This window comes from Flavobacterium sp. GQ95, from assembly GCF_059758655.1.
In genome coordinates this window covers 100723-122775 of record NZ_JCAXEB010000011.1, presented here as the reverse complement: position 1 = coordinate 122775, position 22053 = coordinate 100723, and the positions used below count along the sequence as shown (strand labels likewise).

21 protein-coding genes and 1 tRNA gene are annotated in these 22053 nt (G+C 33.0%); 4 read left to right on the top strand and 18 right to left on the bottom strand.

Going from position 1 to position 22053, the window contains the following annotated elements:
• Positions 1–19: 19 nt before the first annotated feature.
• The 4 genes from AC6CH4_RS20005 to AC6CH4_RS19990 all read right to left on the bottom strand — a co-directional run bounded on the left by AC6CH4_RS20005 (position 20) and on the right by AC6CH4_RS19990 (position 4803).
• Entirely contained in the window at positions 20–1018 is a 999-nt protein-coding gene (locus tag AC6CH4_RS20005; RefSeq protein WP_498106084.1) for a hypothetical protein, read from the bottom strand.
• Positions 1019–1449: 431 nt separating this feature from the next.
• Entirely contained in the window at positions 1450–3060 is a 1611-nt protein-coding gene (locus tag AC6CH4_RS20000) for a serine hydrolase (protein ID WP_498106082.1), read from the bottom strand.
• 397 nt (positions 3061–3457) lie between these two features.
• The gene (locus tag AC6CH4_RS19995; protein WP_498106080.1) at positions 3458–3991 is read right to left on the bottom strand and encodes a dihydrofolate reductase family protein; all 534 of its coding nucleotides are present in this window, start codon (positions 3989–3991) and stop codon (positions 3458–3460) included.
• A gap of 71 nt (positions 3992–4062) precedes the next feature.
• Complete coding sequence (locus AC6CH4_RS19990; protein WP_498106078.1) at positions 4063–4803, bottom strand: DUF6597 domain-containing transcriptional factor; 741 nt, start codon at positions 4801–4803, stop codon at positions 4063–4065.
• A gap of 430 nt (positions 4804–5233) precedes the next feature.
• On the opposite strand from AC6CH4_RS19990, the gene AC6CH4_RS19985 reads away from it, so the two are divergent.
• Positions 5234–5992, top strand: a complete 759-nt coding sequence (locus tag AC6CH4_RS19985) for a phosphatase PAP2 family protein (RefSeq protein WP_498106076.1) — start codon at positions 5234–5236, stop codon at positions 5990–5992.
• Positions 5993–6068: 76 nt separating this feature from the next.
• On the opposite strand, the gene AC6CH4_RS19980 is transcribed toward AC6CH4_RS19985, so the two are convergent.
• The 9 genes from AC6CH4_RS19980 to AC6CH4_RS19940 all read right to left on the bottom strand — a co-directional run bounded on the left by AC6CH4_RS19980 (position 6069) and on the right by AC6CH4_RS19940 (position 15237).
• Complete coding sequence (locus AC6CH4_RS19980; protein ID WP_498106074.1) at positions 6069–6953, bottom strand: diacylglycerol/lipid kinase family protein; 885 nt, start codon at positions 6951–6953, stop codon at positions 6069–6071.
• Positions 6953–8911, bottom strand: a complete 1959-nt coding sequence (locus AC6CH4_RS19975) for an LTA synthase family protein (RefSeq protein ID WP_498106072.1) — start codon at positions 8909–8911, stop codon at positions 6953–6955. Before AC6CH4_RS19975 ends, AC6CH4_RS19980 begins: the two co-directional genes overlap by 1 nt.
• A gap of 74 nt (positions 8912–8985) precedes the next feature.
• Positions 8986–11397 carry a TonB-dependent receptor gene (locus tag AC6CH4_RS19970; protein ID WP_498106070.1) on the bottom strand — a complete coding sequence of 804 codons (2412 nt, stop codon included), beginning with the start codon at positions 11395–11397 and terminating at the stop codon, positions 8986–8988.
• A 63-nt stretch (positions 11398–11460) separates the two neighbouring features.
• Entirely contained in the window at positions 11461–12726 is a 1266-nt protein-coding gene (locus AC6CH4_RS19965) for a sensor histidine kinase (protein ID WP_498106068.1), read from the bottom strand.
• On the bottom strand, positions 12716–13396 hold the full coding sequence (locus tag AC6CH4_RS19960) for a response regulator transcription factor (RefSeq protein WP_498106066.1): 681 nt from the start codon (positions 13394–13396) through the stop codon (positions 12716–12718). Before AC6CH4_RS19960 ends, AC6CH4_RS19965 begins: the two co-directional genes overlap by 11 nt.
• Positions 13397–13464: 68 nt before the next feature.
• Entirely contained in the window at positions 13465–13902 is a 438-nt protein-coding gene (locus AC6CH4_RS19955; protein ID WP_498106064.1) for a phosphatase PAP2 family protein, read from the bottom strand.
• A gap of 74 nt (positions 13903–13976) precedes the next feature.
• Positions 13977–14225 (bottom strand): hypothetical protein, encoded by a 249-nt coding sequence (locus AC6CH4_RS19950; RefSeq protein ID WP_498106062.1) that lies wholly within the window; start codon positions 14223–14225, stop codon positions 13977–13979.
• A 403-nt stretch (positions 14226–14628) separates the two neighbouring features.
• On the bottom strand, positions 14629–15054 hold the full coding sequence (locus tag AC6CH4_RS19945; protein ID WP_498106060.1) for a helix-turn-helix domain-containing protein: 426 nt from the start codon (positions 15052–15054) through the stop codon (positions 14629–14631).
• Positions 15055–15163: 109 nt separating this feature from the next.
• Positions 15164–15237: transfer RNA gene (locus AC6CH4_RS19940), tRNA-Arg, on the bottom strand.
• A 114-nt stretch (positions 15238–15351) separates the two neighbouring features.
• Between AC6CH4_RS19940 and AC6CH4_RS19935 the strand changes: the two genes are divergently transcribed.
• Positions 15352–15864: an adenine phosphoribosyltransferase gene (locus AC6CH4_RS19935; RefSeq protein ID WP_498106058.1), complete on the top strand. Its 513-nt coding sequence runs from the start codon at positions 15352–15354 to the stop codon at positions 15862–15864.
• 1 nt (position 15865) lies between these two features.
• Here AC6CH4_RS19935 and AC6CH4_RS19930 read toward each other — a convergent pair whose 3' ends face one another.
• From AC6CH4_RS19930 to AC6CH4_RS19915, 4 genes are read right to left on the bottom strand one after another with little or no spacing between them, the layout of a single operon-like run.
• Positions 15866–16516: a response regulator transcription factor gene (locus tag AC6CH4_RS19930; RefSeq protein ID WP_498106056.1), complete on the bottom strand. Its 651-nt coding sequence runs from the start codon at positions 16514–16516 to the stop codon at positions 15866–15868.
• Positions 16513–17292 (bottom strand): sensor histidine kinase, encoded by a 780-nt coding sequence (locus AC6CH4_RS19925; RefSeq protein WP_498106054.1) that lies wholly within the window; start codon positions 17290–17292, stop codon positions 16513–16515. Before AC6CH4_RS19925 ends, AC6CH4_RS19930 begins: the two co-directional genes overlap by 4 nt.
• Positions 17265–17912 carry a hypothetical protein gene (locus tag AC6CH4_RS19920; RefSeq protein WP_498106052.1) on the bottom strand — a complete coding sequence of 216 codons (648 nt, stop codon included), beginning with the start codon at positions 17910–17912 and terminating at the stop codon, positions 17265–17267. The genes AC6CH4_RS19925 and AC6CH4_RS19920 overlap by 28 nt, the downstream gene beginning before the upstream one ends.
• A gap of 6 nt (positions 17913–17918) precedes the next feature.
• On the bottom strand, positions 17919–18356 hold the full coding sequence (locus AC6CH4_RS19915) for a hypothetical protein (protein ID WP_498106050.1): 438 nt from the start codon (positions 18354–18356) through the stop codon (positions 17919–17921).
• 292 nt (positions 18357–18648) lie between these two features.
• Between AC6CH4_RS19915 and AC6CH4_RS19910 the strand changes: the two genes are divergently transcribed.
• Positions 18649–18906: a S8 family serine peptidase gene (locus tag AC6CH4_RS19910; protein ID WP_498106145.1), complete on the top strand. Its 258-nt coding sequence runs from the start codon at positions 18649–18651 to the stop codon at positions 18904–18906.
• A gap of 26 nt (positions 18907–18932) precedes the next feature.
• On the top strand, positions 18933–19400 hold the full coding sequence (locus AC6CH4_RS19905) for a hypothetical protein (RefSeq protein WP_498106048.1): 468 nt from the start codon (positions 18933–18935) through the stop codon (positions 19398–19400).
• Positions 19401–19450: 50 nt separating this feature from the next.
• On the opposite strand, the gene pheT is transcribed toward AC6CH4_RS19905, so the two are convergent.
• Positions 19451–21871 carry a phenylalanine--tRNA ligase subunit beta gene (gene pheT / locus AC6CH4_RS19900; protein WP_498106046.1) on the bottom strand — a complete coding sequence of 807 codons (2421 nt, stop codon included), beginning with the start codon at positions 21869–21871 and terminating at the stop codon, positions 19451–19453.
• Positions 21872–22053 lie beyond the last annotated feature (182 nt).

Genomic DNA, 22053 nt, shown 5'->3' with positions numbered 1-22053 from the left:
TAGAATTATACCGTTAGTATTAATTACTAATTGAGAAGATTATTGAAATCTCGGCTAAATAGTCAACTTTTATACTTTTGTTCATTGCTGGTTCAATTATGTTTATTCTGTTTATGCTTTGCATTACTTCTTCACAAAGTTTCTTGTTTGGGTGCGAAACTTTAATATTGATAATTTCATTATTTTTAGTAATAATAAAATTTAAAGCAATTTGTTGTCTTCCGGGTGCCAAATTAAAATCGTCGAAATTTACATCGTTCCAGATGTAGTCTTTAATACTTTCTTTAAAGCATTCTATCGATTTATTATTTTTATTGGAGCATTTTCTTGTAATCGGAAGTTGTTCTAGGTTATTAGAACGAAATAAATTCTTGTTGTCTATATCTCTAAATACTAATTCTTTTTTTGGAATAAATTGGGGTTTGAGTTTTTTTTCTCCTTCACTTCTTTCGTATTTTACGATAATAATAATATATCCCGGCCTTTCTCTTTTAAACTCAATAGAGGCTTCTGTGTAGTCCTCAGTATCAGTTAATTTATCACTAATTCCTGTTTTTATATTAGCATCTAAATTGTTATATTGTGCTGTTTTTTTGGCACTTATTTTTTCTATTTCTATTTTTTTATCTCGATAAAATATTTTTGCGGCTTGAGGATTTGAAAAATGATAATAGCTCTGGATAATTAGTAAATTGTGATAATATTTGTCAATTTCAGAAGAAATACTTCCAAGCGATAATTGAATTTTGATACTATCTGCGGCAGGTAAAACGTTTGCAGCTGTTTTTGTATCTAAATAACCGTAAAATGTTTTGATAACACGGTCATCTTGAAGTACAATTCTATTTTTCTTCTCTTCTATAAATCCATATTTTTTGATTGATGAGTAGATAGTGTCTCTGCTTGCTTCCAAAGGCAGATTAAAAAAGAATTTATTGATATCATTTTGAGCATACGAATTAAATAAATAGAAAAAATGAAATATAAAAAATAATATTTTTTTGTTCTGTGATTTCATATTTTTATAATTAGCTGTAACTTAATAAACACTTGTTTTGGTTAAAGCCTAAAACTGTTACTTTTTAGCTATCCTTACTTTATACAATAGTACAGAAAAAAGAAATGCTATTAAGAAAGTTTTTTTTGCTGACGTCAGTCTGTGAAAAAACTTCCGTCTGTATTACCTCAAATATAACAAAAAAGTTATGCTAAAACAGCAGTTTTTTGACTAGAGTCGTCCACCAGTTTGGTATCTTGGCGATAGCCAAAACACTAAAAAACCAAGCAGAAACTACTTCCAAAAAAAAGAGGCGCAATAGCCTCTTGAAATTCTTATAATTCATTTATCGAAAAACCAATAGTTGCGGAATCTCAGCAATTCCGTTCAACACGGGCTTCATTGTTCGTGCTACGCACGGCAACGAATCCTTTAGCTGTTATAGGCTGTTTTTAACTTTTCTTGAAAATTTTGTATTTTGGTTTTTCGTAATCAGTTATGTCCAAAATAATATCATAAACGCCTGTTAAAATTTCTATACTATTTCCTTTTGGCATTATTCCGTCGCTCATATCTTTTCCAAAATTTAAAGTCCAATCGTCATTAAAACGAAATTTAAGCTCTCCTGTTTTTAAAGTCACATTTTTAATTGTCCAAATTCCTTTTGTTTCAGTTTCAAAAAGTTTTGCATCAGGACCTTCCCAGCCTTTTTCTGTGGCAGTTCCTACAATTCCCCAAGAAGGAAATATTTTTGTTGCTTTTTTTACTTGATTTCCTACATGAAAACTTAATGACTCTATTTGGGAAGTCTTGTCTCTTTCAAAAATTACATCACCCATTAATTCTTCAGCGAAAAATAAATTTTCTTTTACAGGATATAGAATAGTTGTGGGTCCGTTTCCACTTTGCAATTTTAATTTATTGTTTTCAACTGTAAGGTAAATTACAAAATTGTTTTCAACTTGATAAGTTCCCTCATATTGCTTTAAAGCTTCTGAGCTTATGTTGGCTACAACTGGAATTTTATAATCTTTATTGTATAAATTATACAAAGTTTTCATAATAGCATAAGTGGCACTGTCTAAACCTCTTTCTGTATTTGTAAGCAGTATAATGCAGATATCATCTTCGGGAATTTGAACAAAATTGCTACAAAAACCAGCTCCATAACCACTATGACCAACTGTCATTTTTTTAAACATTGGCATTGTAATCCAACCATAACCATAATTTTTTTTGAAAGGTGTATATGCTTTTTCTAAACTTTGTTTGGAGATAATCTTGTAATTTTTTAGGCCATTATAATATTTGTTTAAATCTTCAACAGTTGAGTATATTCCACCAGCTGCAAAAGGCATAGGCGGATCATAAACAATCGATGGTTTTTGTTCTTTTTCAGAAAAAATCTCATAGCCAATGACTTTATTTTCGCTTTTTAGATTTTTAAAAGCAAAACCACTTTGCTTCATTTTCAATGGTTTAAATATGTATTTTTCAACTGCTTTTTCGTAACTTATTCCAGTAACTTTTTGAATTACATAGCCTAGAAAATAATATCCCGAGTTAGAATAACTCCAATCAGTTCCAACCGGAAAATCCAAAGGTTTTGTTTTTTGAAATTCAATAAATGATTTTTCCGTTTGGTCTTTCATATCATTTCCTCTGGTATAGTCATAAACTCCAGAGGTATGGGTTAACAAACTTTCAATTGAAATAGCACTTGCATCGGGATAATCTGGATAGAACTTTGAAAGTTTATCCTGTAATGAAAGTTTTTTTTCTTCTACTAATTTTAAAATTACCGTTGCTGTAAAAGTTTTTGTAATGGAATATATTTGAAAAATGCTATTAGCGTTATTTTCCTTTTTTAAATCTACATTTGATAATCCATAACCTTTATTTAGTAAAGTTTCTCCTTTTTCAGAAATAAAAACAGAACCGTTAAATAGATTTTGTTGATTGTAAAATTCAAAAAGTTGTTCTAATTTTTCTTTCTTACTTTGTGCAAAACCCAATTGTGTTATAAATAATAAAATAAAAGTTATTGATTGAATTGATTTCATTTTTTTTGATTTTTTATTGAATTCTAACTAACGGTTTGCCCTTTGTGACAGTTGCGTAAATTTATAATAAAAGATTACAAATAAAAATCCCTAACTATAAACTCCAGTATAATATTTAAGTTTTGATGAAAGGAAAGTTAAAATATATTTCTGAGTTATTTTATGCATTGAAAAGGGTAAAAAAGTATAATACTTTCGAAACCAGACGATACAACTCTTATCGATACAAGGCTTTTTAACTCTTGAAAATAGTAAAGTACCAAGATCTTGCCACAAAATTTCAATCAAAACCTTTTGTTCGATCTGATCTCAAACTTACAGAAAAAGAGAGGATCCCTCATTGTCAAACTTTGGAAAAGCATCAAAGAAAATGAAATGAATATAGTTGGTCTGTTTTTTATTTTTTCCGTTTGTAATAAAGTTGTGTTAATCCTGTATCAAATGTTTTTGCTGTTATGAATTCAAGTATTTGTTCAGGTCTTCCGTCATTAAAAAGTCTTGTTCCATTACCTAGTAAAATTGGTATAACCGAAATTGTGAATTCATCTATGAAGTTGTGCTTCAATAGTTCATTTATTACTTCTGAACCACCATCACAATAAATATTCTTTCCTTTTTCAGACTTTAGGCTTTTGATTAATTTGACAATGTCTCCTGTATAGAAAATAGTTCTGCCAACTTGCGGTCTTTCTGTTCTTGTTATTACATAAACATCTAGTTGTCCATTGTCATAATGAGATGCCCCGACTTCTTTAAGTACATAATCATAGGTTCTTCTACCAATAATTATTGTGTCAATTTCGGCTGTAAATTCTGCATAGCCATAATCTTCTCCTTCTTTTTCTACCATTTTCAAGAAGCTTAGGTCGTCATTTGGTTTTGCAATGTAACCGTCTAAGCTCATTGCAATGAAAAGTGATATTTTTCGCATCTGTTTTAAATTAAATGTTTCCGCAAATTTACCTTTAGACAAACAAGTATGCTTTGTAAAAATGCGACAAATTAAAGCAGTGATGGTGAAATTCCTGTATTTCGCTTGATTTCATTGGTAAGATGCGAATGGTCATAATAGCCGCACTCAAATGCAATATCCAACAAACTTCGATTCTCAGTTGAATTTTTGATTATACTCAAAGCATTTTGAAAACGAATAATATTTGAATATTCTTTTGGTGTCAATCCAATGTACTTTTTAAAATTTCGCTCCAATTGTCGTATAGTTGTGAAATTTCTTTTTGATAGTTCGTCAATGCTAATTTGCCCGTTTGCTGCATTTATATCATTGATAACTGATTGTAATTGGTTGTTTTTGGTTTTTATTCTTTCGGAAAAAAAATGGTCAAAATAGTTGAATGGGTTATAAAATATTCTATCAACATTAAATGAATTGGATTTTTCAAATTCAATAGTGTTATTAGTCAGCTCGTTTTGTGAAGTATAGTTATAGAAATTAGCAAATGTTGCAGGTTTTAGACACACACCTAATAAATGTGTATCGCTTTCAATAAAACTGTCTTTGAATGAATTCATTGCACCGACTACATAAGTTTTACCAAACTTCATAGAAAGCAAGCCATTGTCTGTCAAACAAGTATTCCCCAAATTCATTAGTATACCAGCACAGCCGTCTGGAAAAACCCGTTCCCATTGTCCTTCAAGTTCGTTTCCCTTCAGTTCCCAATAGAAATGAATAAAAGGTTCTAATTCTTTGCAAGGTTTAATTTTTTTATATTCCAACTCCATCGATTTCTGTGGTTTTGTTTTACAATAAACTGAAAAAATGGTTTTATAATAACCATAAGGGATTCTTAACAAAACAAGTTTTTAAGTAGATTTATTTCTTATGTTTTATACGGCTAATTTATTAACTTTTTTAAATAGAAAACAGTTTTACTGAAGATACTTATGAAGTGGTTATGCGATGTGCGCGCTCGTTTATGGAACAGAAACCTCTCAAATTAAAGTATGAAATTACACTTAATTAAATTTTTGTTAAAAAAAAGCAGCCTTTCCATAAATGCAGAATTTCTTCAGATTTCATCTTCAACTTTGCCTTATAATAAATCTTTAAGATAAAAACCTATCACCTTAATTTAATCTGTTTTCTATGAGGAAAAACTACGTTTATTTTTTATTCAAAAAGCGTAATTAGTAATATCTAATCTTTTCTAACATGTTAAAAACCTTCCTCTTATTTCTTTTTGGTATGACTTCGATTTGTGCACAAAACACAATAAGTGATACAATTACGGTACAAGATACCGTGCCCAATTTAAAGTTCAATTATAAACAATTAATCATTCCCGGGGTTCTTTTGGGATATGGTTTTATTGGTTTGGAAAGTGATCAGCTTAAGAGCTACAATGCAGAAATTAAGAAAGAAGTAAATGAGGATATAGATCATAAAGTCTCTATTGATGATTTTTCTCAATGGGCGCCTGCAGCTTCTGTTTATGCACTTAATGCTTTTGGCGTAAAAGGGAAAAATAACCTGAAAGACCGCTCTATTATTTTGGCGAGTTCTTATTTGATGATGAGCGCTTCGGTATTTGCTCTCAAAAATATCACTAAAGTTGAAAGACCGGACGGATCTTCTAATAATTCATTTCCTTCAGGGCATACAGCTACTGCTTTTGCGGGAGCCGAATTTATGTATCAGGAATATAAGGACCAATCCATTTGGTACGGAATTGCAGGATACGCTGTAGCAACAGGAACGGGACTTTTTAGAATGTATAATGACAGGCACTGGCTTACAGATGTAGTGGCGGGCGCAGGTATAGGAATATTAAGTACAAAAGCTGCTTATTGGATGTATCCTTATCTGCAGAATAAGGTCTTTAAATCCTCAAAAGAAAATAAAACCACATCGATGCTTATGCCTTTTTATAACGGAAAAGAATTGGGATGCAGTTTCGTAAGGCAATTTTAAAACAGTATATAATTTAGGAATTACAAAATTAATTTCCATAGACAGATTAGGTAGTCTCTCTATGGAATTTATGTTTTTATAAATGAACAAGAACCTGCAAAGCGCCCGGAAGTATGCTTACTTTTATTTCATTTGTTTTTAAATTATACTGTTCTCCGTCAATTTGGGCATCAATGAAGATTTTGGAAGGTATTTCGATTTGAATATCTTTTACTAAACAGTGTTTTGCCTTTTCAAATTTTTCAATTGAATTTCGAAGCACATGATAACCCAGCATAATTTTTTCAAAAAAGGACAATTTTGGTATAATAATCATATCCAGTAATCCGTCGTGAAGACTTGCTTTTGGAGTCAGGCTCATGTTATAACCCATTTCGTTTGAGTTAGATATGAATAACATCAAAGGATCTGTTTCCATAATCTGATCGTTAAAATGCACAATCGTTTTTTGCGGTTTAAATTCTAAGCTGGATGATAATGCAGCTTTGATGTAGGCGGGAAGTGTTCTTTTTCCTGCTCTCTCATATTTCTTGATAATCATGGCATCAATACCGATACCCATATTACTGAAAAAGTATTTGTGATTCAATTGCCCAACATCCATGGCTGTTGAATTTCCTTTTTTAATAATAGCAATTGCTTTGTCAAAATTTCTCGGAATATTCAGGTTTGATGCCAAACCGTTTCCTGAACCTACCGGGATAATGCCTAATTTTATTGAAGTTCCCACAAGGCATGAAGCTACTTCGTTGATGGTTCCGTCTCCTCCGCAAGCAATGATATAATCAGGATTTCGAGTAATAGCCGCTTTTGTGAGCACTATGGCATGCTTTTTTTGATTGGTGTAATCCACCTCAATTTTATATTCGTCTTTAGAAAATTGACTCAAAAGATAAGAAGCAGAAAGGTTATGTTTTCCACTTCCGGATATAGGATTGATTATAAAATGAATGTAAATCATTATTTTAAAAGTTTATTGGTAAAAAGAAAATCGGCAGTCTGGTACCATGAAATTGTTTCTTCTAAAAATGACTGATCGATAGTAAGAGCTTTAAGGCTGTTATCTTTTTTGTTCCAGGAGTAAAAGGCTTGTTTTTTCTGGTCTGATAAAATCATTACTTTCTCTTTTTTCATCAAAACCAGTTTGCGATACGTTCCCATTAATGCCCTTTGTTCAAAATTGGCATCCAAAACATTTTCCCCAAAAAAATCAGATTCATAATTCCAGTGAAACAAAGAAAAAAGGGTAGGCCACAGGTCAATTTGCGAACACTGTTTGGCTATTTTTTGATTCTGATTTTCAGGTAAATTCACAATGAAGGCTGGAATATGGTAATTGGCAACATCTATTTCATCCTTTCCGGCGCTGCTGGCGCAATGGTCAGCAATGATTACAAAGACAGTATTCTTGAACCAGGATTTTGTTTTTGCTTTTTTGAACAATTCTTTCAAGGCAAAATCGGTATATTTTACCGCTCCTTCGCGGCTTGTTCCAGACGGAATATCAATTTTTCCTGACGGATAAGTAAAAGGCCTGTGATTGGATGTTGTCATTACAAAATTTAAAAATGGCTTTCCGGCTTTATATTGTAAATCTGCTACTTTTAGCATTTTATTAAAAATGTCCTGATCGCAAATTCCCCATGCATTTTCAAAAGTTACTTCATTATCATTAATATTATGACGCACGGTTTTGATTTCGTCGCTCAAAACGCTTCCGCGTCCGCGATCGTAAATAGTAAATCCGTTGCCTCCAAAATAGGCGTTCATATTATCAAAGTAACCGTCTCCGCCATAGAAAAAATTAGAATCGTAATTTCTGGATTTAAAAACATTAGAAACCGTATAAAGATTTTGATTATGAGGTCTTTTCACAATACTTTGCCCCGGCGTTGGCGGAATACATAAAGTAACGGCTTCCATACCTCTTACGGTTCTGGTTCCGGTGGCATATAAATCCTCAAAGAAGATACTTTTTTGGGCGAGACTGTCCAGAAATGGAGTTATATTTTCTTTGTTTCCAAATTCTTTAAGGAAACTTCCGCTAAGGCTTTCGACCAAAACAAAGACAACATTTTTATTTTTAGGAGAAGCTATACTGTCTGTTATTTTTCTGTGAATAGAATAATCATTTTTGGCATAAACCGCATTATCAGCTGCCAGTTTTTTTCTTATAATACCAAAAGCTTTGTCATTATCGATTGAAGTATAGAAGTCAACATATTTCATCTGGTTGTTTCTAAAAGCAGCAAAAAAGGAGTAAATTCCTGATTTCGAAATTTCAGAATTATAGCGGTTGGAAGACCATTCCGCCTGATTATTGGTAATAAAAAAAGCAAAAAATAAAGCGATGCCAATGGTAGAAAATAAAACAGAAAGTCTAATTTTTAAACTTGCTTTTGATGTAAAAGTCGTTGCAAAAGCTTTTCTTTGATAAAAAAGAAACAAAAATGCGAAACTGAGCAGCAATACGCCTCCAATTAACAAAGGAAGCGGATACGATTGCTTAATATTGGCTACAACTTCGTGTGTATAGATAAGATAATCAACGGCTATAAAATTAAATCTGGTTTTAAATTCGTCCCAAAATGTTAATTCGGCAAAAAAAGTAAAGACAAGAATAAAAACCGTTAATGAGGTAAAAAAATAAATAAGGATTTTATCCAAAACAGATCCAATCCATTTATTGGGCATTAGTGTATAATACAATATACTGCAGAGTGAAATAAAAGCAACGGTTCCAATATCAAAAAACAAACCTGTAAATAATGTTCTTAAAAGAGTGATCAAATTCCATGAAACTTCATCATATTGCCATATGAAAAAAACAACTCTAAGAAACTGTGAAAGGATTAAAAACCAAAGAATGAAATGAAACAACAGCGAATATCTGCCGTATTTTGAAAATAATTTATTCATATTTTTTACTATTGAAAAGCAAATTTTATAATCCAATTCTGAATTTATTTTGAATTTTGGTTTTTATTGGGAAATTAGAATTTATAACTGTAGCCAAAGCGAACTACTTGTGTCTCATAATAATCCTTGCTGGTGTAGCGGAAATCCTCACCCTGAATTTCCTTTTTTATTACCAGTGTATTGAAGATGTCGGTTGCATTTATGAAAACTTCGCCTTTACCTTTCTGCACCATTTTTTTTACACCAAGATCAGTAGAAAAGCGAGAGTCAATTTTTCCTTGTGAAATAATATCCGGTGCCAAATAAACCATTGAAACCTGTCCGGTAAGTGTTTTATTAAATTGAAAAGTATTGTTCCATTTTACATTTCCCGAAGTTGCTTCCTGCAGACTTCCATTATAGGTTGACGGAACGGGATATAAATTGGTAACCGTAAAAGCATCTATGGTATTTTTATATAAATTTCCATTCAGATTAAAAGAATACCAGGAAGTGAGTTCTTTTGCGTAAACAAGCTCAATTCCAAAAGAAGAACTTTCCATGGCATTTTGAAATACATTATAAATGATTGGGCTGCCCGGAACCGTTGTTGCAATTCGCGTAATCGTGCCGTTTACAACTCTGTAATAAACGGAGCCTAAAAAATAACCCTTTTTAAAATCGGTTTTGTAACCCACTTCAAAAGCACTTGTGTATTGAGGGCGCAGGGCAGGATTTCCTACTTTAATAATTTCCGCATCATCATATTTCGGAAAAATACGAATGTCGACTTCATTAGGCCTGTCGACACGGCGGTTGTAAAAAGCGGTAAATTTATTTTTATCATCTATCTTGTAAGCAAGCTTAACACTCGGAAAAGGTTCTGTATAATTATAACCGTCACTTTTATAAGTAGGATGGTTGGGATTGACATCATACTTTAGCTGTACATATTCATAACGCAGTCCCAGCTCAGCTTCAATTTTTTCTGTTTCATAAATATAGTTTCCATAAACAGCAGGAATGATTTCTTTATAGGTAGCCCAGCCTCCGGCATTGGCATCGATAGGGGAGTTTTCACCAGGAAAAAACTGCATATTGGTCGGAATTTGACGATTTCTAAATTTCAGACCCGTTTCAAAACGCCCGTATTTTAAAGGCTGAATATAATCTAAATTGATGTCGATTACTTTTTCATCAGAAAGTAATTTAAAAGCATCTTTTCCGGTAGATGCCGGCAAAATGTTATCAAAAAAATACTTTTCATCTTCCTGATGATACGTATAATTAATTCCCGCATTTAATTTTCTTCCAGCTTGTGTGAATTTATGCTGATAAGAAGCGCTCGCCATCACGGTTGTTTTAAGCTCATCTTCGAGAAATTGCCACAAACGTAAACGCTGAGAATAATTGTGATTGAAAAAAGGCTCGTCTCCGTGATCGATAATTTTTTCGCTTCCGAATAATCCCGAAAATGAAAAAGTGTTTTTGTCATTATAATTCCAGTCGATTCCGGTTTTGATAGTGGTAAAATGCGTGTCGCGATTTCGCTTGGTTTGCTGGTTAATTATAGTGCCGTCATCATAAGTTCTGGTTACAAACTCATTTTTGTTTAGGGTTTCGGTATACAGATAATCAGCTTGTAAATAGGTATTTACTTTATTTTTTCTGTAATTTAAAGACAGGCTCGGATTGATTTTTGGCGTCATGTGATATTGATCGCGAATGGTGGGAAGATTCTCCTGACGCTCCCATAATGCGCCATAACCCGAACTGATTCCTATTTTTCCATTTAAGCCATCCTGCTTATTTTTTTTATAAATGATATTGATGATTCCGGCATTTCCGTTTGCGTCATATTTAGAAGAAGGATTATTGATGATTTCAATTTTTTCGATAGCAGAAGCAGGAATATTATCCAGCCCCGACTGGTTTCCAAATCCTGTCAATGCCGTTTGTTTACCGTCAATTAAGATGGTTACTTTATCATTTCCTCTTAACTGTACTTTTCCATTCTGAACCGTAACGCCGGGCAGGCTCTGCATAGACTGTAGTACTGAGCCTCCGCTTTGCGTAATATTATCAGCTACTGCAAACACTTTTTTATCCATTGTTACAGGATTTTTTTGCACGTCTGAGATTATCATTACTTCAGATAAAGTATTGATATCTTCTTCAATTCCGATATTTCCAAGATCCAGATAATCAGAAAGGCTGCCAACAAATACGGATTGTGATTTTGTTTTAAAACCAATTGAAGTTACTTCCAGCGTAAAATTTCCTGAATTTACTCCTGTTATAGTAAAGCGCCCATCTTCGCCGCTAACGGTTCCGAAGAAAATTTTAGAATCTTTTGAAGATTTTAAAACAACATTGGCATACGGTATTGCAACTTTGGATTTACTATCGATAATAATTCCTGAAAGAATTACTGTTTTTTTCTGGGCAGATAATTGCATTACGGCTATTAGCAGAAAAGAGAAGAGCAGTAGTGTTTTTGATTTCATTTGTACTATTTAAAAAAAGAATAGTACAAAGCTCAAAAGTGATTCTGTAGGAAGTTTGAATTTTTAGAAAATTACTTCAAAAATATGCAGATTTTCAGTAAAAGAATAACGGATATCCCAACGATTAATTTCGCAGATTTTTTTGATAATAGCCAGTCCCAGCCCATTTCCCTGCGATGACGGATTTACTTTTGAAAAACGATTAAAGATGCTCTGCGCTCCCAGCGGAGTTTCTTGGCCGGTATTGACAAATTTAAGAGAATTATTTTCTGTGATAATATCAATTACGCCATTTTTTATATTGTGACGAATGGCATTCAGAAATAAATTATTAAGCAGCACTTCTGTAAGTGCCGTATTTCCTTTTGTTGTAATGATATTTATAAAATGTGTATTGATTTTTATACTCTTGGATTGTGCCTGTTCCATAAAAAAGTCAAGGTGTTTATCAATATAGTCGTTGAGAACAATAGTTTCCTGTTCCAGATAACTTTCATTATCAATTTTAGAAAGTAAGAGCAGGTTTTTATTGAGTCTGTTCAGTCTTGAAACGTCTTTGTTGAGAGATCCCACCAACTCAGATTGTTCGCGGGTTAAGTCCAATTGCTGCAGCGTGTCAATTTTAGTCTGAAATAAAGCCAATGGGGTTTGAAGTTCATGAGCTGCATTTTCTACAAATTCTCTTTGACTTTTATAAATAACAGTGTTTTTTTCTATTAAGCGGTCCAGACTTTTATTAAGGCGGTCAAATTCATCGATATCTGTTGCAATAAATTCAGGCGAATTGTTTTTATCAATTTCAAACTCCTCAATCTGGCTCAGTGTATTATAAAAAGGCTTCCAGATTTGTGCAGCCGATTTTTTGGATATCCAGATAATCCCTGTCAGCAGGATAATGATGATAAAAAGAAACATGAAAGCAACGCTAATGACCATTCCTTCCATTTCTACCAGATTTCGCTTTTCTATATAAGTATATTTTTTTCCGTTTATTTCTACCGGGGCATAAAGTATGCGAAAGGGCTCTTTTTCATTGGCCATGGCTTCAAAAATCATCTCACCAACGATGGAATCTTTGGTTACGCCCATATCGGGCACAATAGTAACATTATGATTGTATTTGTTCCATGCTGCAATGTCACTTGCTTTATAATTGCTATGGCTTTCATTTACAAAAGCCCCTTTATGAAAAAGCAGTACTTCATCTGTTTCATAAATGTAGAGCCATTGGCAGGTATAATAAAATACCGGCGCTGCTATTAAAAGTATAATAACAGCATAAATAAGAAAACTGTTGGTTGTTTTAAGAAGTAGTTTTTTATTGCTCATTTTCCCATTTATATCCTAAGCCGTACACCGTTTTTATATAATCTCCGCTGCCGGCATGAGTTAGTTTCTTTTTAAGATTTTTAATATGGGCATATATAAAATCATGATTGTCCAGCATATCTGCCATATCACCGGAAAGATGTTCTGCAATGGCAGATTTTGAAAGCACTTTATTCTCGTTGCCAATTAAAAACAAAAGTAAATCTATTTCTTTTTTGGTAAGATCCAGTTTTATATCATTTACAGATACTGTTTTGGAGAAAATATCGACCGCAATTTCATTAAAGACAACACTATTGCTTCCTTTAAAATTTTTACGGCGTATAAGCGCCTGCATGCGAACCAATAATTCAGCCAGATGAAAAGGTTTGGTAAGGTAATCGTCAGCGCCCAGATTGAATCCCTCCAAACGCGTTTCCAGGTTTTCTTTGGCTGAAATAATAATTACGCCTTCGGTTTTATTTTTGGCTTTTAACTCTTTTAAAATATCAAAACCATCGCCATCCGGCAGCATAAGATCCAATAATATACAATCGTAATCATAACTGTCTATTTTGGTGAGTGCCAAATTATAGTTTTCGGCGGTTTCGCATTGAATGCCGTTTGTTTTAAAGTAGTCTTTGATGCTCTGCGCAATTTCGCGCTCATCTTCAATAATCAAAATTTTCATGCTGCAATTTACAAATGAATTCTGAAGAAAAACTGAATAAAAGGACTCTTTATTGAAATTAAATCATTCTAAAATGTTTTAAAATAACAGATTGTAAAATTCTTCCCATCGTATGAAGGGGCTATAAAAGATGTCGATTTATTTTGTTCACCATGAAATAATTTTCTTGAAATATAGGGATTCATCCAGTAGGCAATTTTGGTACTCAGAATTCCAATTCCTGCACCTGCAGCTACATCTGTAAGCCAGTGCCTGTTGTTGTACATTCGAAATATGCCAGTACCTGCAGCCACCGCATACCCCGCCACGCCGTACCATATAGATTTGTCTTTATATTCCTGATATAAAAATTCAGCGCCTGCAAAAGCGATAGCGGTATGACCAGAAGGAAATGAATTATTGGAAGATCCATCCGGGCGTTCTACATTAGTAACCGACTTCAAGGCGAAAACAGTTCCCACGGTTATAATAGTTGAAGTCGCCAGAATTACAGATCGGTCCCGCATATTATTTTTTCCCTTGACCCCAAAAGCATTAAGTGCATAAACAGAAACAGCAGGAACATATCTTGAAAAATCATCTATTGTAACCTTTTGATCAATGTCCTCTGTAAATTCGTCACGGATTTGAAAGTTGAAACTTTTAATCTGCCCGCTTTCAGCTCCCCAAAACCGTATCCTATCAAAACTCCCGGAATGATAAGCTGTTTGTAATTAAACCTGATATTTTTAACGGTATCCTTTATTATAGAATCCGTTGGAGAGGCATTTTGACCTAAAGCAGAGTAGGACAAAAACTGTAAAATAACAAGGATAATTATTTTTCTCATCAAATGATTGGTTTTTGTTGTTGCTAATATACATTAATCATTAAGTCTTTATTAAAGGTATTATTATTTTTAAGTCAATACAAAATATTCTGGAAATTTAATTATAATATTATATGTAAATAATGTCAACAAATAAGTATAATATTTACCCGAATCAGAAAGTATTAAATGTGTAATAGAATATGATTTGATAGATTTTGTTCTTCTAAAGGAAAAGATATTTCAGAAACCCTCGCATTATTAAAATTACAAGAACAAGGAATAACAATTCGAAAGTAGTATTTACCCCTCTCTCCAAAGAGTTGCTATGAAATGCTGTGCGAATGCCTCCTGACTTTGCACTTTATAATATTTCAAAACAAAAAAAGAGACTCAAAAGTCTCTTTTTAGAATTAATATATCTTTATAAAAAATTATTTATTAATTTTTCAAGCCTAACCATCATTTCATCTTTCTCTTTCAGCATACGCTCATACAATGCAATTTTTTCATCATATAATTGAACTATTTTGTCAACAGGATTAAAAGAGGGTTGGTAGCTAAATCCAGAGGCGACAGCGTTATCCTTAAAATCTTGGAATGAATAAGTATTTGCAATTACATTCACCGCTTGTTCTTCATCAAAGTTCTGAAAAGCTTCAACAGGAATTTTTAATACAGCTGAAATTTGTTTCAACAGGTTGTCTTCAATTACATCTTTCTGCTCCAGCATAGAAATTTTCTTCTGGTTCCAGTCTTCGCCCAGATCATAAGCTAATGCTTCCTGCTTTATGTTAAGCATTTCTCTGAAACGTTTTACGTTTCTTCCCTGATGTATTTTCTGTTCCATAATGAATATCAATTTTCTAAAGGCTTAAAGATAAAGCCATTTTTTGAATTAAAACCCTGCGTTTCGAAAATTAAAAAAAAATCCCATTTCGTAAGAAATGGGATTTTTGTGACCTCGACTGGATTCAAACCAGTAACCTCTTGAGCCGTAATCAAGTGCGCTATTCAGTTGCGCCACGAGGCCTTTTGTTTTCAATTAAGCTAATTTTTCGTAGCTTTGTTGAACGCTGTTTGCGGGTGCAAAGATAGAGATAAATGTGAGATATACAAGAGAAAAATAACATAAAAATAAAAAAAAATGAAGATTGAAAATTATATACGTGATATTCAGGACTTTCCTAAAGAAGGAATTTTGTTTAAAGATATTACGCCGCTGTTAAATGACCCAATTGCAAGAACAGAATGCCTCACAATTTTATTAGAATCTCTAAAAGGGCAAAAAATAGATAAGGTAGTAGGAGCGGAGAGTCGTGGTTTTTTCTTCGGAATGTTATTGGCAAACGAATTAAAGGCCGGATTTATTCCCGTAAGGAAACCTAAAAAATTGCCTTATGAAATTATCTCAGCTTCATATGAATTAGAATATGGCCTTGATAGTCTCGAAATGCATACAGATGCCATTCAAAAAGGAGATCGCGTTTTAATTCACGACGATGTTTTGGCAACGGGCGGAACTGCAAAAGCGGTTTGTGAATTGGTAGAAAAATTAGGAGGAGAAATTGTGCAGTGTAATTTTTTAATGGAATTATCTTTTCTAAACGGCAGGGAGAAAATTAAAAACCATCCTATTTTTGCTGCACTTATGTATTGATTTAAACCAAAACGATTTTATGTTTTATGGCGTAGAGGACTAATCCAATTCGGGTTTTGATTTCGAGTTTATCAAAAAGACATTCTCGATAACCGTCGATTGTTTTAGGGCTTAAACACATTTCTGAGGCGATTTCCTTATAGGTTTTCTCGGTACAGGCATGTTTTATGAATACAATTTCTTTTTCCTTTAAATTGATCTTTTTAGAATCATCATTGGCTTTTTTAACCAGCATTCCCGAAACCATTTCTGTAAAATAGAAGCCCTTTTCAATGACCGATATCATGGCGTCCTTAAAAATCTCAGGCGAAGTATCTTTTAGCAGATAACCTTTGGCGCCATTGGTAATCATTTTGATGATAATTTCTTCATCATCATTGACTGAAAGGGCAATAACTTTTAAATCGGGTCTGTTTTCCTTAATCCATTTCATTGTACTTACGCCATCTAAAACAGGCATATTGACATCTAATAAAATCAGATCAATTTCAGTATCAGGACTGTCCTGTAAATAGGAAAGGAAAACTTTTCCATTTTCAAAGCGGCTAATCACTTCAAAATCTTTAAAACTATTAATTAAAAGTTCAAGAGACTGCGAAAAAAGCTGGTGATCATCTACAATTATTATTTTGTTTTTAATGTTTGGTTTCATTGGTCTTCGATTAAGGGATATTCTAATGTTACAGTGGTTCCTGATGCGTTTGATGCCATTATTAATTGCGCCCCAATTAATTTGGCTCTTAGTTTCATATTATTTAATCCTAATCCTGAATTTATTTGATTGGTATCATATCCAATTCCAAAATCTTTAATTTCTAAACGAAAAATAGTTTCGGTTATAGTGATATTGACTTCAAATAAATCGCTGTGTGAGTGTTTAAGACTGTTGTGAAGCGCTTCCTGAAAAATTCGGTAAATAAACAAATCATGTTCCTGACTAATCTTAGGTATTTCTCCGGTAAGATTATAGCGATATTGAATATTCTTAAGTTTTTTTATGCGCTCTAAATCTTGTTGTATGGCTTCGATAAAATTGCTCTGAAGTAAATTGTCTTTATTGATGATTCGGGATAAAATCCTTATTTCATCTAATGATTTGGCTAATATTTCTTTTAAATCATTGAGTTCATTTTGGTGAACAGGTTTTCCGCTATCGAGGTACATGTTAAGCTGCATGATACCAACAGAAATAATTTGGCCTATATTATCGTGAAGTTCTTTACTGATTTCACTCAGCGTCTGGTCTTTAATCTCTATTCTGGTTTTGACTAATTCTGATTGGAAATAAAGTTCTGACTCCATTTTCTCCACCAGATAGTTGTTTTTCTTTTTCAAAAAATAAAAGAATATAACAAGCAGAATGATCAGTAAAGTTAAGAAAACAATACCTAACGAAATGACTAATAATTGTATTTCTTTTCGCTCCATAAAAATCCGATAATGTAGCAACTATGTGCCAGGACATTTAAAATAAAAACTACTAAACTAAAAATAGATTCATCATGTTTGATCAAAAACCAGTTTAATGCCAACATAAAAGGCAAAAACGGTACATGAAAAACTAATATTCCAAGTATATACCAGAAAAAGACGGATCTTTTAAAATTTAATATTTTGTCTGAATTAAAAATTTCAACCAAATATAAACAGGCTAATATCATAATTAGTATAACTCCAATGGAGAAACTGTAAGTATATGAACGGTTTATGTCTTCTTTAAAATATAAAATATTCAAAAAATAAGAGATAATAAACAGCATAAAACAAAGAATCGCTATTAGTCTATGGTTTACTTTTGATAATAAACTCCTCAAAAGCAGTATATAGGCAGAAAAGGTTACCAGCATATAAAAATTAAAAACATAGTAATTTAATAATCCTGTCCATTCTGTAAAATAATATCCCACCTTTTCAATTACAACAGAAAACCAAATTAAAATTACTAAAAATTTAGCTCTATTAGTAGGAAGTTTGTGCATTGAAATCAATCCAATAATTCCAGAGAATAAAGCTAAATAGAAAGTGTAAAATCGTAAAAATTCAAACATAATTTTTTAGTATAATAGGCTAGGCGGTCTTCCGATACTGCCATAATTCATTGGTTCAATACTTGATATATCGCCGCCATCACTGTCCATCATTAGAGCAAGAGTATGTACTTCTCCTTCTTTAGCGGCTTTTCTGATTTTCTTTCCGGTAGCTTGCAAAAATACGGTCATCAAACCTGCTTTTTCGGCATATTTTTTCTGGTCAGGATATACTCCAAAGTAAATGCGAATTCCATTTACGTCATATCCGGTTTTTTCACCTTTGGATTTGATGTAATGAATGTAATTTTCCAGTTCATCTACAGAAAACCAAACCGCATTTGCATCTTCTTTTTTAATGTATTTAGCAATAATGCTGGCTCGGTACTTCATGAAATTCGAGTGTAATTCTTTAGCGAATTTTCTAGTAATTAATTGGGTCGGTCTTCCAGTTTCTTTTTCCATAATGTTAAAATTAAATCTTTAATAGTTAATGGTTTAATTGATTATTAAATACTGTTTTAAACAAATATTATGAGCAAAATTATTTTAAAGCCTTACAACAGACAAGGGGAAATACACCCTTTTTTGTAAGGGTAAATTTATTTAAAAATTTGGGTTAAAGTGCTGTTTTGTAGTAATTTATAAAAAAACAATTTTACATCGTTCCTTTTTGTGCACAAAATGGATAGGCGAAATCTGAAAAGCCTGTTTATATAGAACGTGATGACGGCGGACAATCTATCTTTTTACCTAAATTGCGAATAAAACCCATACAACCAATTCAATTTGCAATTCGGGATATAGCATTGTTGTTGGCGCATACAATCAAAACGATGATGCAAAACCTATCTTGTCTTTTAGCAGCTCAGGTCCAACTGTTGATGGCCGTATGAAACCAGAAGTTGTAGCACCAGGTTTTAAAATTAGGTCATCCTGTTCTGCTTCCTGTAAAGAAAACAGGGCATCAAATAAGCTTACTTCCAAAAGCGGAAGTAGTATGGCGGCCCCTTAATGTAGCTTCTATGATGATGAAAATTCTTGAAAAAGAGCCACAACTTGGATCGTGCGCTTTTTAATTCCGCCAATCTCAATTCGATTTTTACTACTATTATGCGCAATTATCTGGGATTTGGAAGCATTGTAAACGCACATTGTACGCCAAGCACCATATTTTATATGCATACTTACGATTATCCTTTATTCAAACTTGGTGTTCAGCCTTCAGCTGCCGGATTAAGTTTGCCTTTGGGACCCTGGATAAAACCTGTTTTTGATCGTTTGGGAATTACAGATGAAATTTTGAGATGTTATATCATTATCCGATTATTGGATCGTTTTTATGCTCTTTTATGGCAAATAAAAAATCATTTCACTTATTATGGTTATCGTTTTCAAAGCCGAATAATAGATTGTCGTGGCCTTTTAAATTCATCTCAATATTGGCGAGACGAAATTCATCCGAATTCAGTAGGAGCAAGGCGATTATCAACCCGCGTTACTTTTTAAAATAGAAAAACCCGACTTGTTATGGTCGGGTTTTTTATGAATTAAACTCTTTATCTTAAAGTTGCTCCAAGTTCAGTTTCAAAAGTTTGTTGCAATTTAGACATGATTTTATCAATCTGACTGTCTGTAAGCGTTTTGGAATTGTCCTGAATGGTAAAACTTAACGCGTATGATTTTTTGCCTTCCGGAAGATTTTTTCCTTCATAAACATCAAACAAATTAATGTCTTTTAAAAGTGCTTTCTCTGTTTGTTTAGCCAAATTGAAAATACTTTCATATGTTGTGCTTTGGTCAATTAACAAAGCTAAATCCCTGCGAACTTCAGGATATTTAGGAATCTCAGAATATTTGATTTTTCCGGTAATAATTTTAAGAACCAAATCCCAATTAAAATCGGCATAATAAACATCTTGTTTGATTCCGAAATGTTTTAGAATAGATTTCTTAACAACACCCATTTCTACTAAAGTATCATTGTTGTAGCAAATTGCAGTTCCTTCTGAGAAAATGTCAGATTGAACCGGGGCATTTGAAATTTTATCAATTCCCAAACGGGCAACAATTCCTTTAACAAATCCTTTTAATAAAAAGAAATCGGTAGTTTTTTGAGGATTTGTCCAGCTTTCTTTATTTCTGTTTCCGGAAATTAATAAGGAAAGATGTTTATGTTCCTCATATCCGTTAAGATATTTATGGTATGTTTTTCCGAATTCAAATAATTTTAAATCAGCATTTTTTCTGTTGATATTATACGATACCGCTTCTAATCCGGAAAATAACAAAGACTGGCGCATAGTTGATAAATCACTGCTCAACGGATTCAGCATGGTTACATTGTGCTCTTCTTTTAAGGAGACAGATAATTTCGCATAGGCTGCAGTAGTCAATGAATTGGCCATCATTTCATGAAATCCCTGGGAATTCAATTGTGAAGCAATAACATTTTGTACTTTATAATCTTCAGTTCTCGGAGAATTGGCAACTGTTGCATTGAATTTCTTAGAGAAATTAATGTTGTTATAACCATACACTCTTAGGATTTCTTCAATCACATCAATTTCACGTTGTACATCAACACGGTAAGCCGGAATGGTCAATCCCAGACCTGAATCAGAAACACTGTTTACTTTAATGTCTAAAGAAACCAGGATTTTCTTGATAGTATCTTTTGGAATTTCCTGTCCAATAATTTTATAAACATGGCTGAAATTCAATAAAACAGAGAAATCTTCTATTTTTTTAGGATAAACTTCTACAACATCAGAAGTAAGTTTTCCCCCCGCCACTTCCAAAATCAAAATGGCAGCACGTTTTAAAGCATATTCTGTAATAGTTGGATCAATTCCTCTTTCAAATCTGAAAGAAGCGTCTGTATTTAATCCGTGTCTCTTAGCTGTTTTACGAATACTTACAGCGTCAAAATAAGCACTTTCTAAAAATATAGAAGTGGTACCATCCGTAACACCTGATTTTTTTCCTCCAAAAACACCCGCAATACATAACGGGCCTTTCTCGTCGCAAATCATCAGATCTTCTTTGTGCAATGTTCTTTCAACATCGTCTAAAGTCGTAAATTTAGTTCCTTCAGGAAGCGTTTTTACAATTATTTTTCCGTTGATTTTTGCAGCATCAAAAGCATGCAAAGGCTGTCCTAATTCATGTAATACATAATTAGTAACGTCAACAATATTATTTTTAGGAGTTAATCCAATAGCTTTCAAACGATCCTGCAGCCAGCCTGGAGATTCCTGAACAGTGATTCCGGAAATCGTTACACCACAATATCTTGGTGCTAATTGCGGTTCTTCAACATTAACGTCAATTTTTAAAGTACGCATATCCACTCTGAAATTGCTCACAGATGGCGTAATCAATTCTACGTTTACACCACGTTGCAGCATTCCCGCTCTTAAATCACGAGCAGTTCCATAATGACTCATGGCATCAGCACGGTTTGGAGTTAATCCTATTTCGAAGACTTCGTCATTTGCAATTTTAAATACAACTGCAGCTGGCGTTCCGGGCTCTAAATTGTCATCAAGAATCATGATTCCTTCGTGGCTTGTACCTAAACCTAATTCATCTTCAGCACAAATCATTCCGTGACTTTCCTGTCCGCGAATTTTTCCTTTTTTGATAGTAAATTCAGCGCCTTCTTTATCATATAAAACAGTTCCAATTGTAGCAACCGGAACTTTTTGTCCTGCAGCAACATTGGAAGCACCACAAACGATTTGTACAGGAGCCTCTAAACCAATATTTACAGTTGTAACTTTTAATCTGTCGGCATCAGGGTGTTTTTCACAAGTAAGTACGTGTCCTACAACAACTCCTTCTAAACCATCTTTTATAGATTGATATTTTTCGACAACTTCAACTTCCAGACCTAAATCTGTCAGTAATTCTGAAGTTTGCTCAGATGTCCAATCTGTTTTAATAAATTGTTTTAACCAGTTGTAAGATATTTTCATGTTAACTATTTTGTTCTTGTATCAGGATACAAATATAAGGATTGCGCATTGTAGTAAGAAACAATTTATTTGGTTTTTTTGAAGGGTTTTTAATTTATTGTAAACCAGACTTGCTAAATATTGTTGTTTTGTAAACCAGCATTTTTATTAATTAAACATTATAAAGATAGTTAGAGAAGTGA

What these genes read in the sequence shown, in the direction of transcription:
- AC6CH4_RS20000 (WP_498106082.1), bottom strand. Translation starts at nt 3,060, where the DNA reads ATGAAATCAATTCAATCAATAACTTTTATTTTATTATTTATAACACAA.
- AC6CH4_RS19995 (WP_498106080.1), bottom strand. Translation starts at nt 3,991, where the DNA reads ATGCGAAAAATATCACTTTTCATTGCAATGAGCTTAGACGGTTACATT.
- AC6CH4_RS19980 (WP_498106074.1), bottom strand. Translation starts at nt 6,953, where the DNA reads ATGATTTACATTCATTTTATAATCAATCCTATATCCGGAAGTGGAAAA.
- AC6CH4_RS19930 (WP_498106056.1), bottom strand. Translation starts at nt 16,516, where the DNA reads ATGAAACCAAACATTAAAAACAAAATAATAATTGTAGATGATCACCAG.
- AC6CH4_RS19965 (WP_498106068.1), bottom strand. Translation starts at nt 12,726, where the DNA reads ATGAGCAATAAAAAACTACTTCTTAAAACAACCAACAGTTTTCTTATT.
- AC6CH4_RS19970 (WP_498106070.1), bottom strand. Translation starts at nt 11,397, where the DNA reads ATGAAATCAAAAACACTACTGCTCTTCTCTTTTCTGCTAATAGCCGTA.
- AC6CH4_RS20005 (WP_498106084.1), bottom strand. Translation starts at nt 1,018, where the DNA reads ATGAAATCACAGAACAAAAAAATATTATTTTTTATATTTCATTTTTTC.
- AC6CH4_RS19925 (WP_498106054.1), bottom strand. Translation starts at nt 17,292, where the DNA reads ATGGAGCGAAAAGAAATACAATTATTAGTCATTTCGTTAGGTATTGTT.
- AC6CH4_RS19990 (WP_498106078.1), bottom strand. Translation starts at nt 4,803, where the DNA reads ATGGAGTTGGAATATAAAAAAATTAAACCTTGCAAAGAATTAGAACCT.
- AC6CH4_RS19920 (WP_498106052.1), bottom strand. Translation starts at nt 17,912, where the DNA reads ATGTTTGAATTTTTACGATTTTACACTTTCTATTTAGCTTTATTCTCT.
- AC6CH4_RS19915 (WP_498106050.1), bottom strand. Translation starts at nt 18,356, where the DNA reads ATGGAAAAAGAAACTGGAAGACCGACCCAATTAATTACTAGAAAATTC.
- AC6CH4_RS19950 (WP_498106062.1), bottom strand. Translation starts at nt 14,225, where the DNA reads ATGAGAAAAATAATTATCCTTGTTATTTTACAGTTTTTGTCCTACTCT.
- AC6CH4_RS19945 (WP_498106060.1), bottom strand. Translation starts at nt 15,054, where the DNA reads ATGGAACAGAAAATACATCAGGGAAGAAACGTAAAACGTTTCAGAGAA.
- AC6CH4_RS19985 (WP_498106076.1), top strand. Translation starts at nt 5,234, where the DNA reads ATGTTAAAAACCTTCCTCTTATTTCTTTTTGGTATGACTTCGATTTGT.
- AC6CH4_RS19960 (WP_498106066.1), bottom strand. Translation starts at nt 13,396, where the DNA reads ATGAAAATTTTGATTATTGAAGATGAGCGCGAAATTGCGCAGAGCATC.
- AC6CH4_RS19955 (WP_498106064.1), bottom strand. Translation starts at nt 13,902, where the DNA reads ATGCGGGACCGATCTGTAATTCTGGCGACTTCAACTATTATAACCGTG.
- pheT (WP_498106046.1), bottom strand. Translation starts at nt 21,871, where the DNA reads ATGAAAATATCTTACAACTGGTTAAAACAATTTATTAAAACAGATTGG.
- AC6CH4_RS19975 (WP_498106072.1), bottom strand. Translation starts at nt 8,911, where the DNA reads ATGAATAAATTATTTTCAAAATACGGCAGATATTCGCTGTTGTTTCAT.
- AC6CH4_RS19935 (WP_498106058.1), top strand. Translation starts at nt 15,352, where the DNA reads ATGAAGATTGAAAATTATATACGTGATATTCAGGACTTTCCTAAAGAA.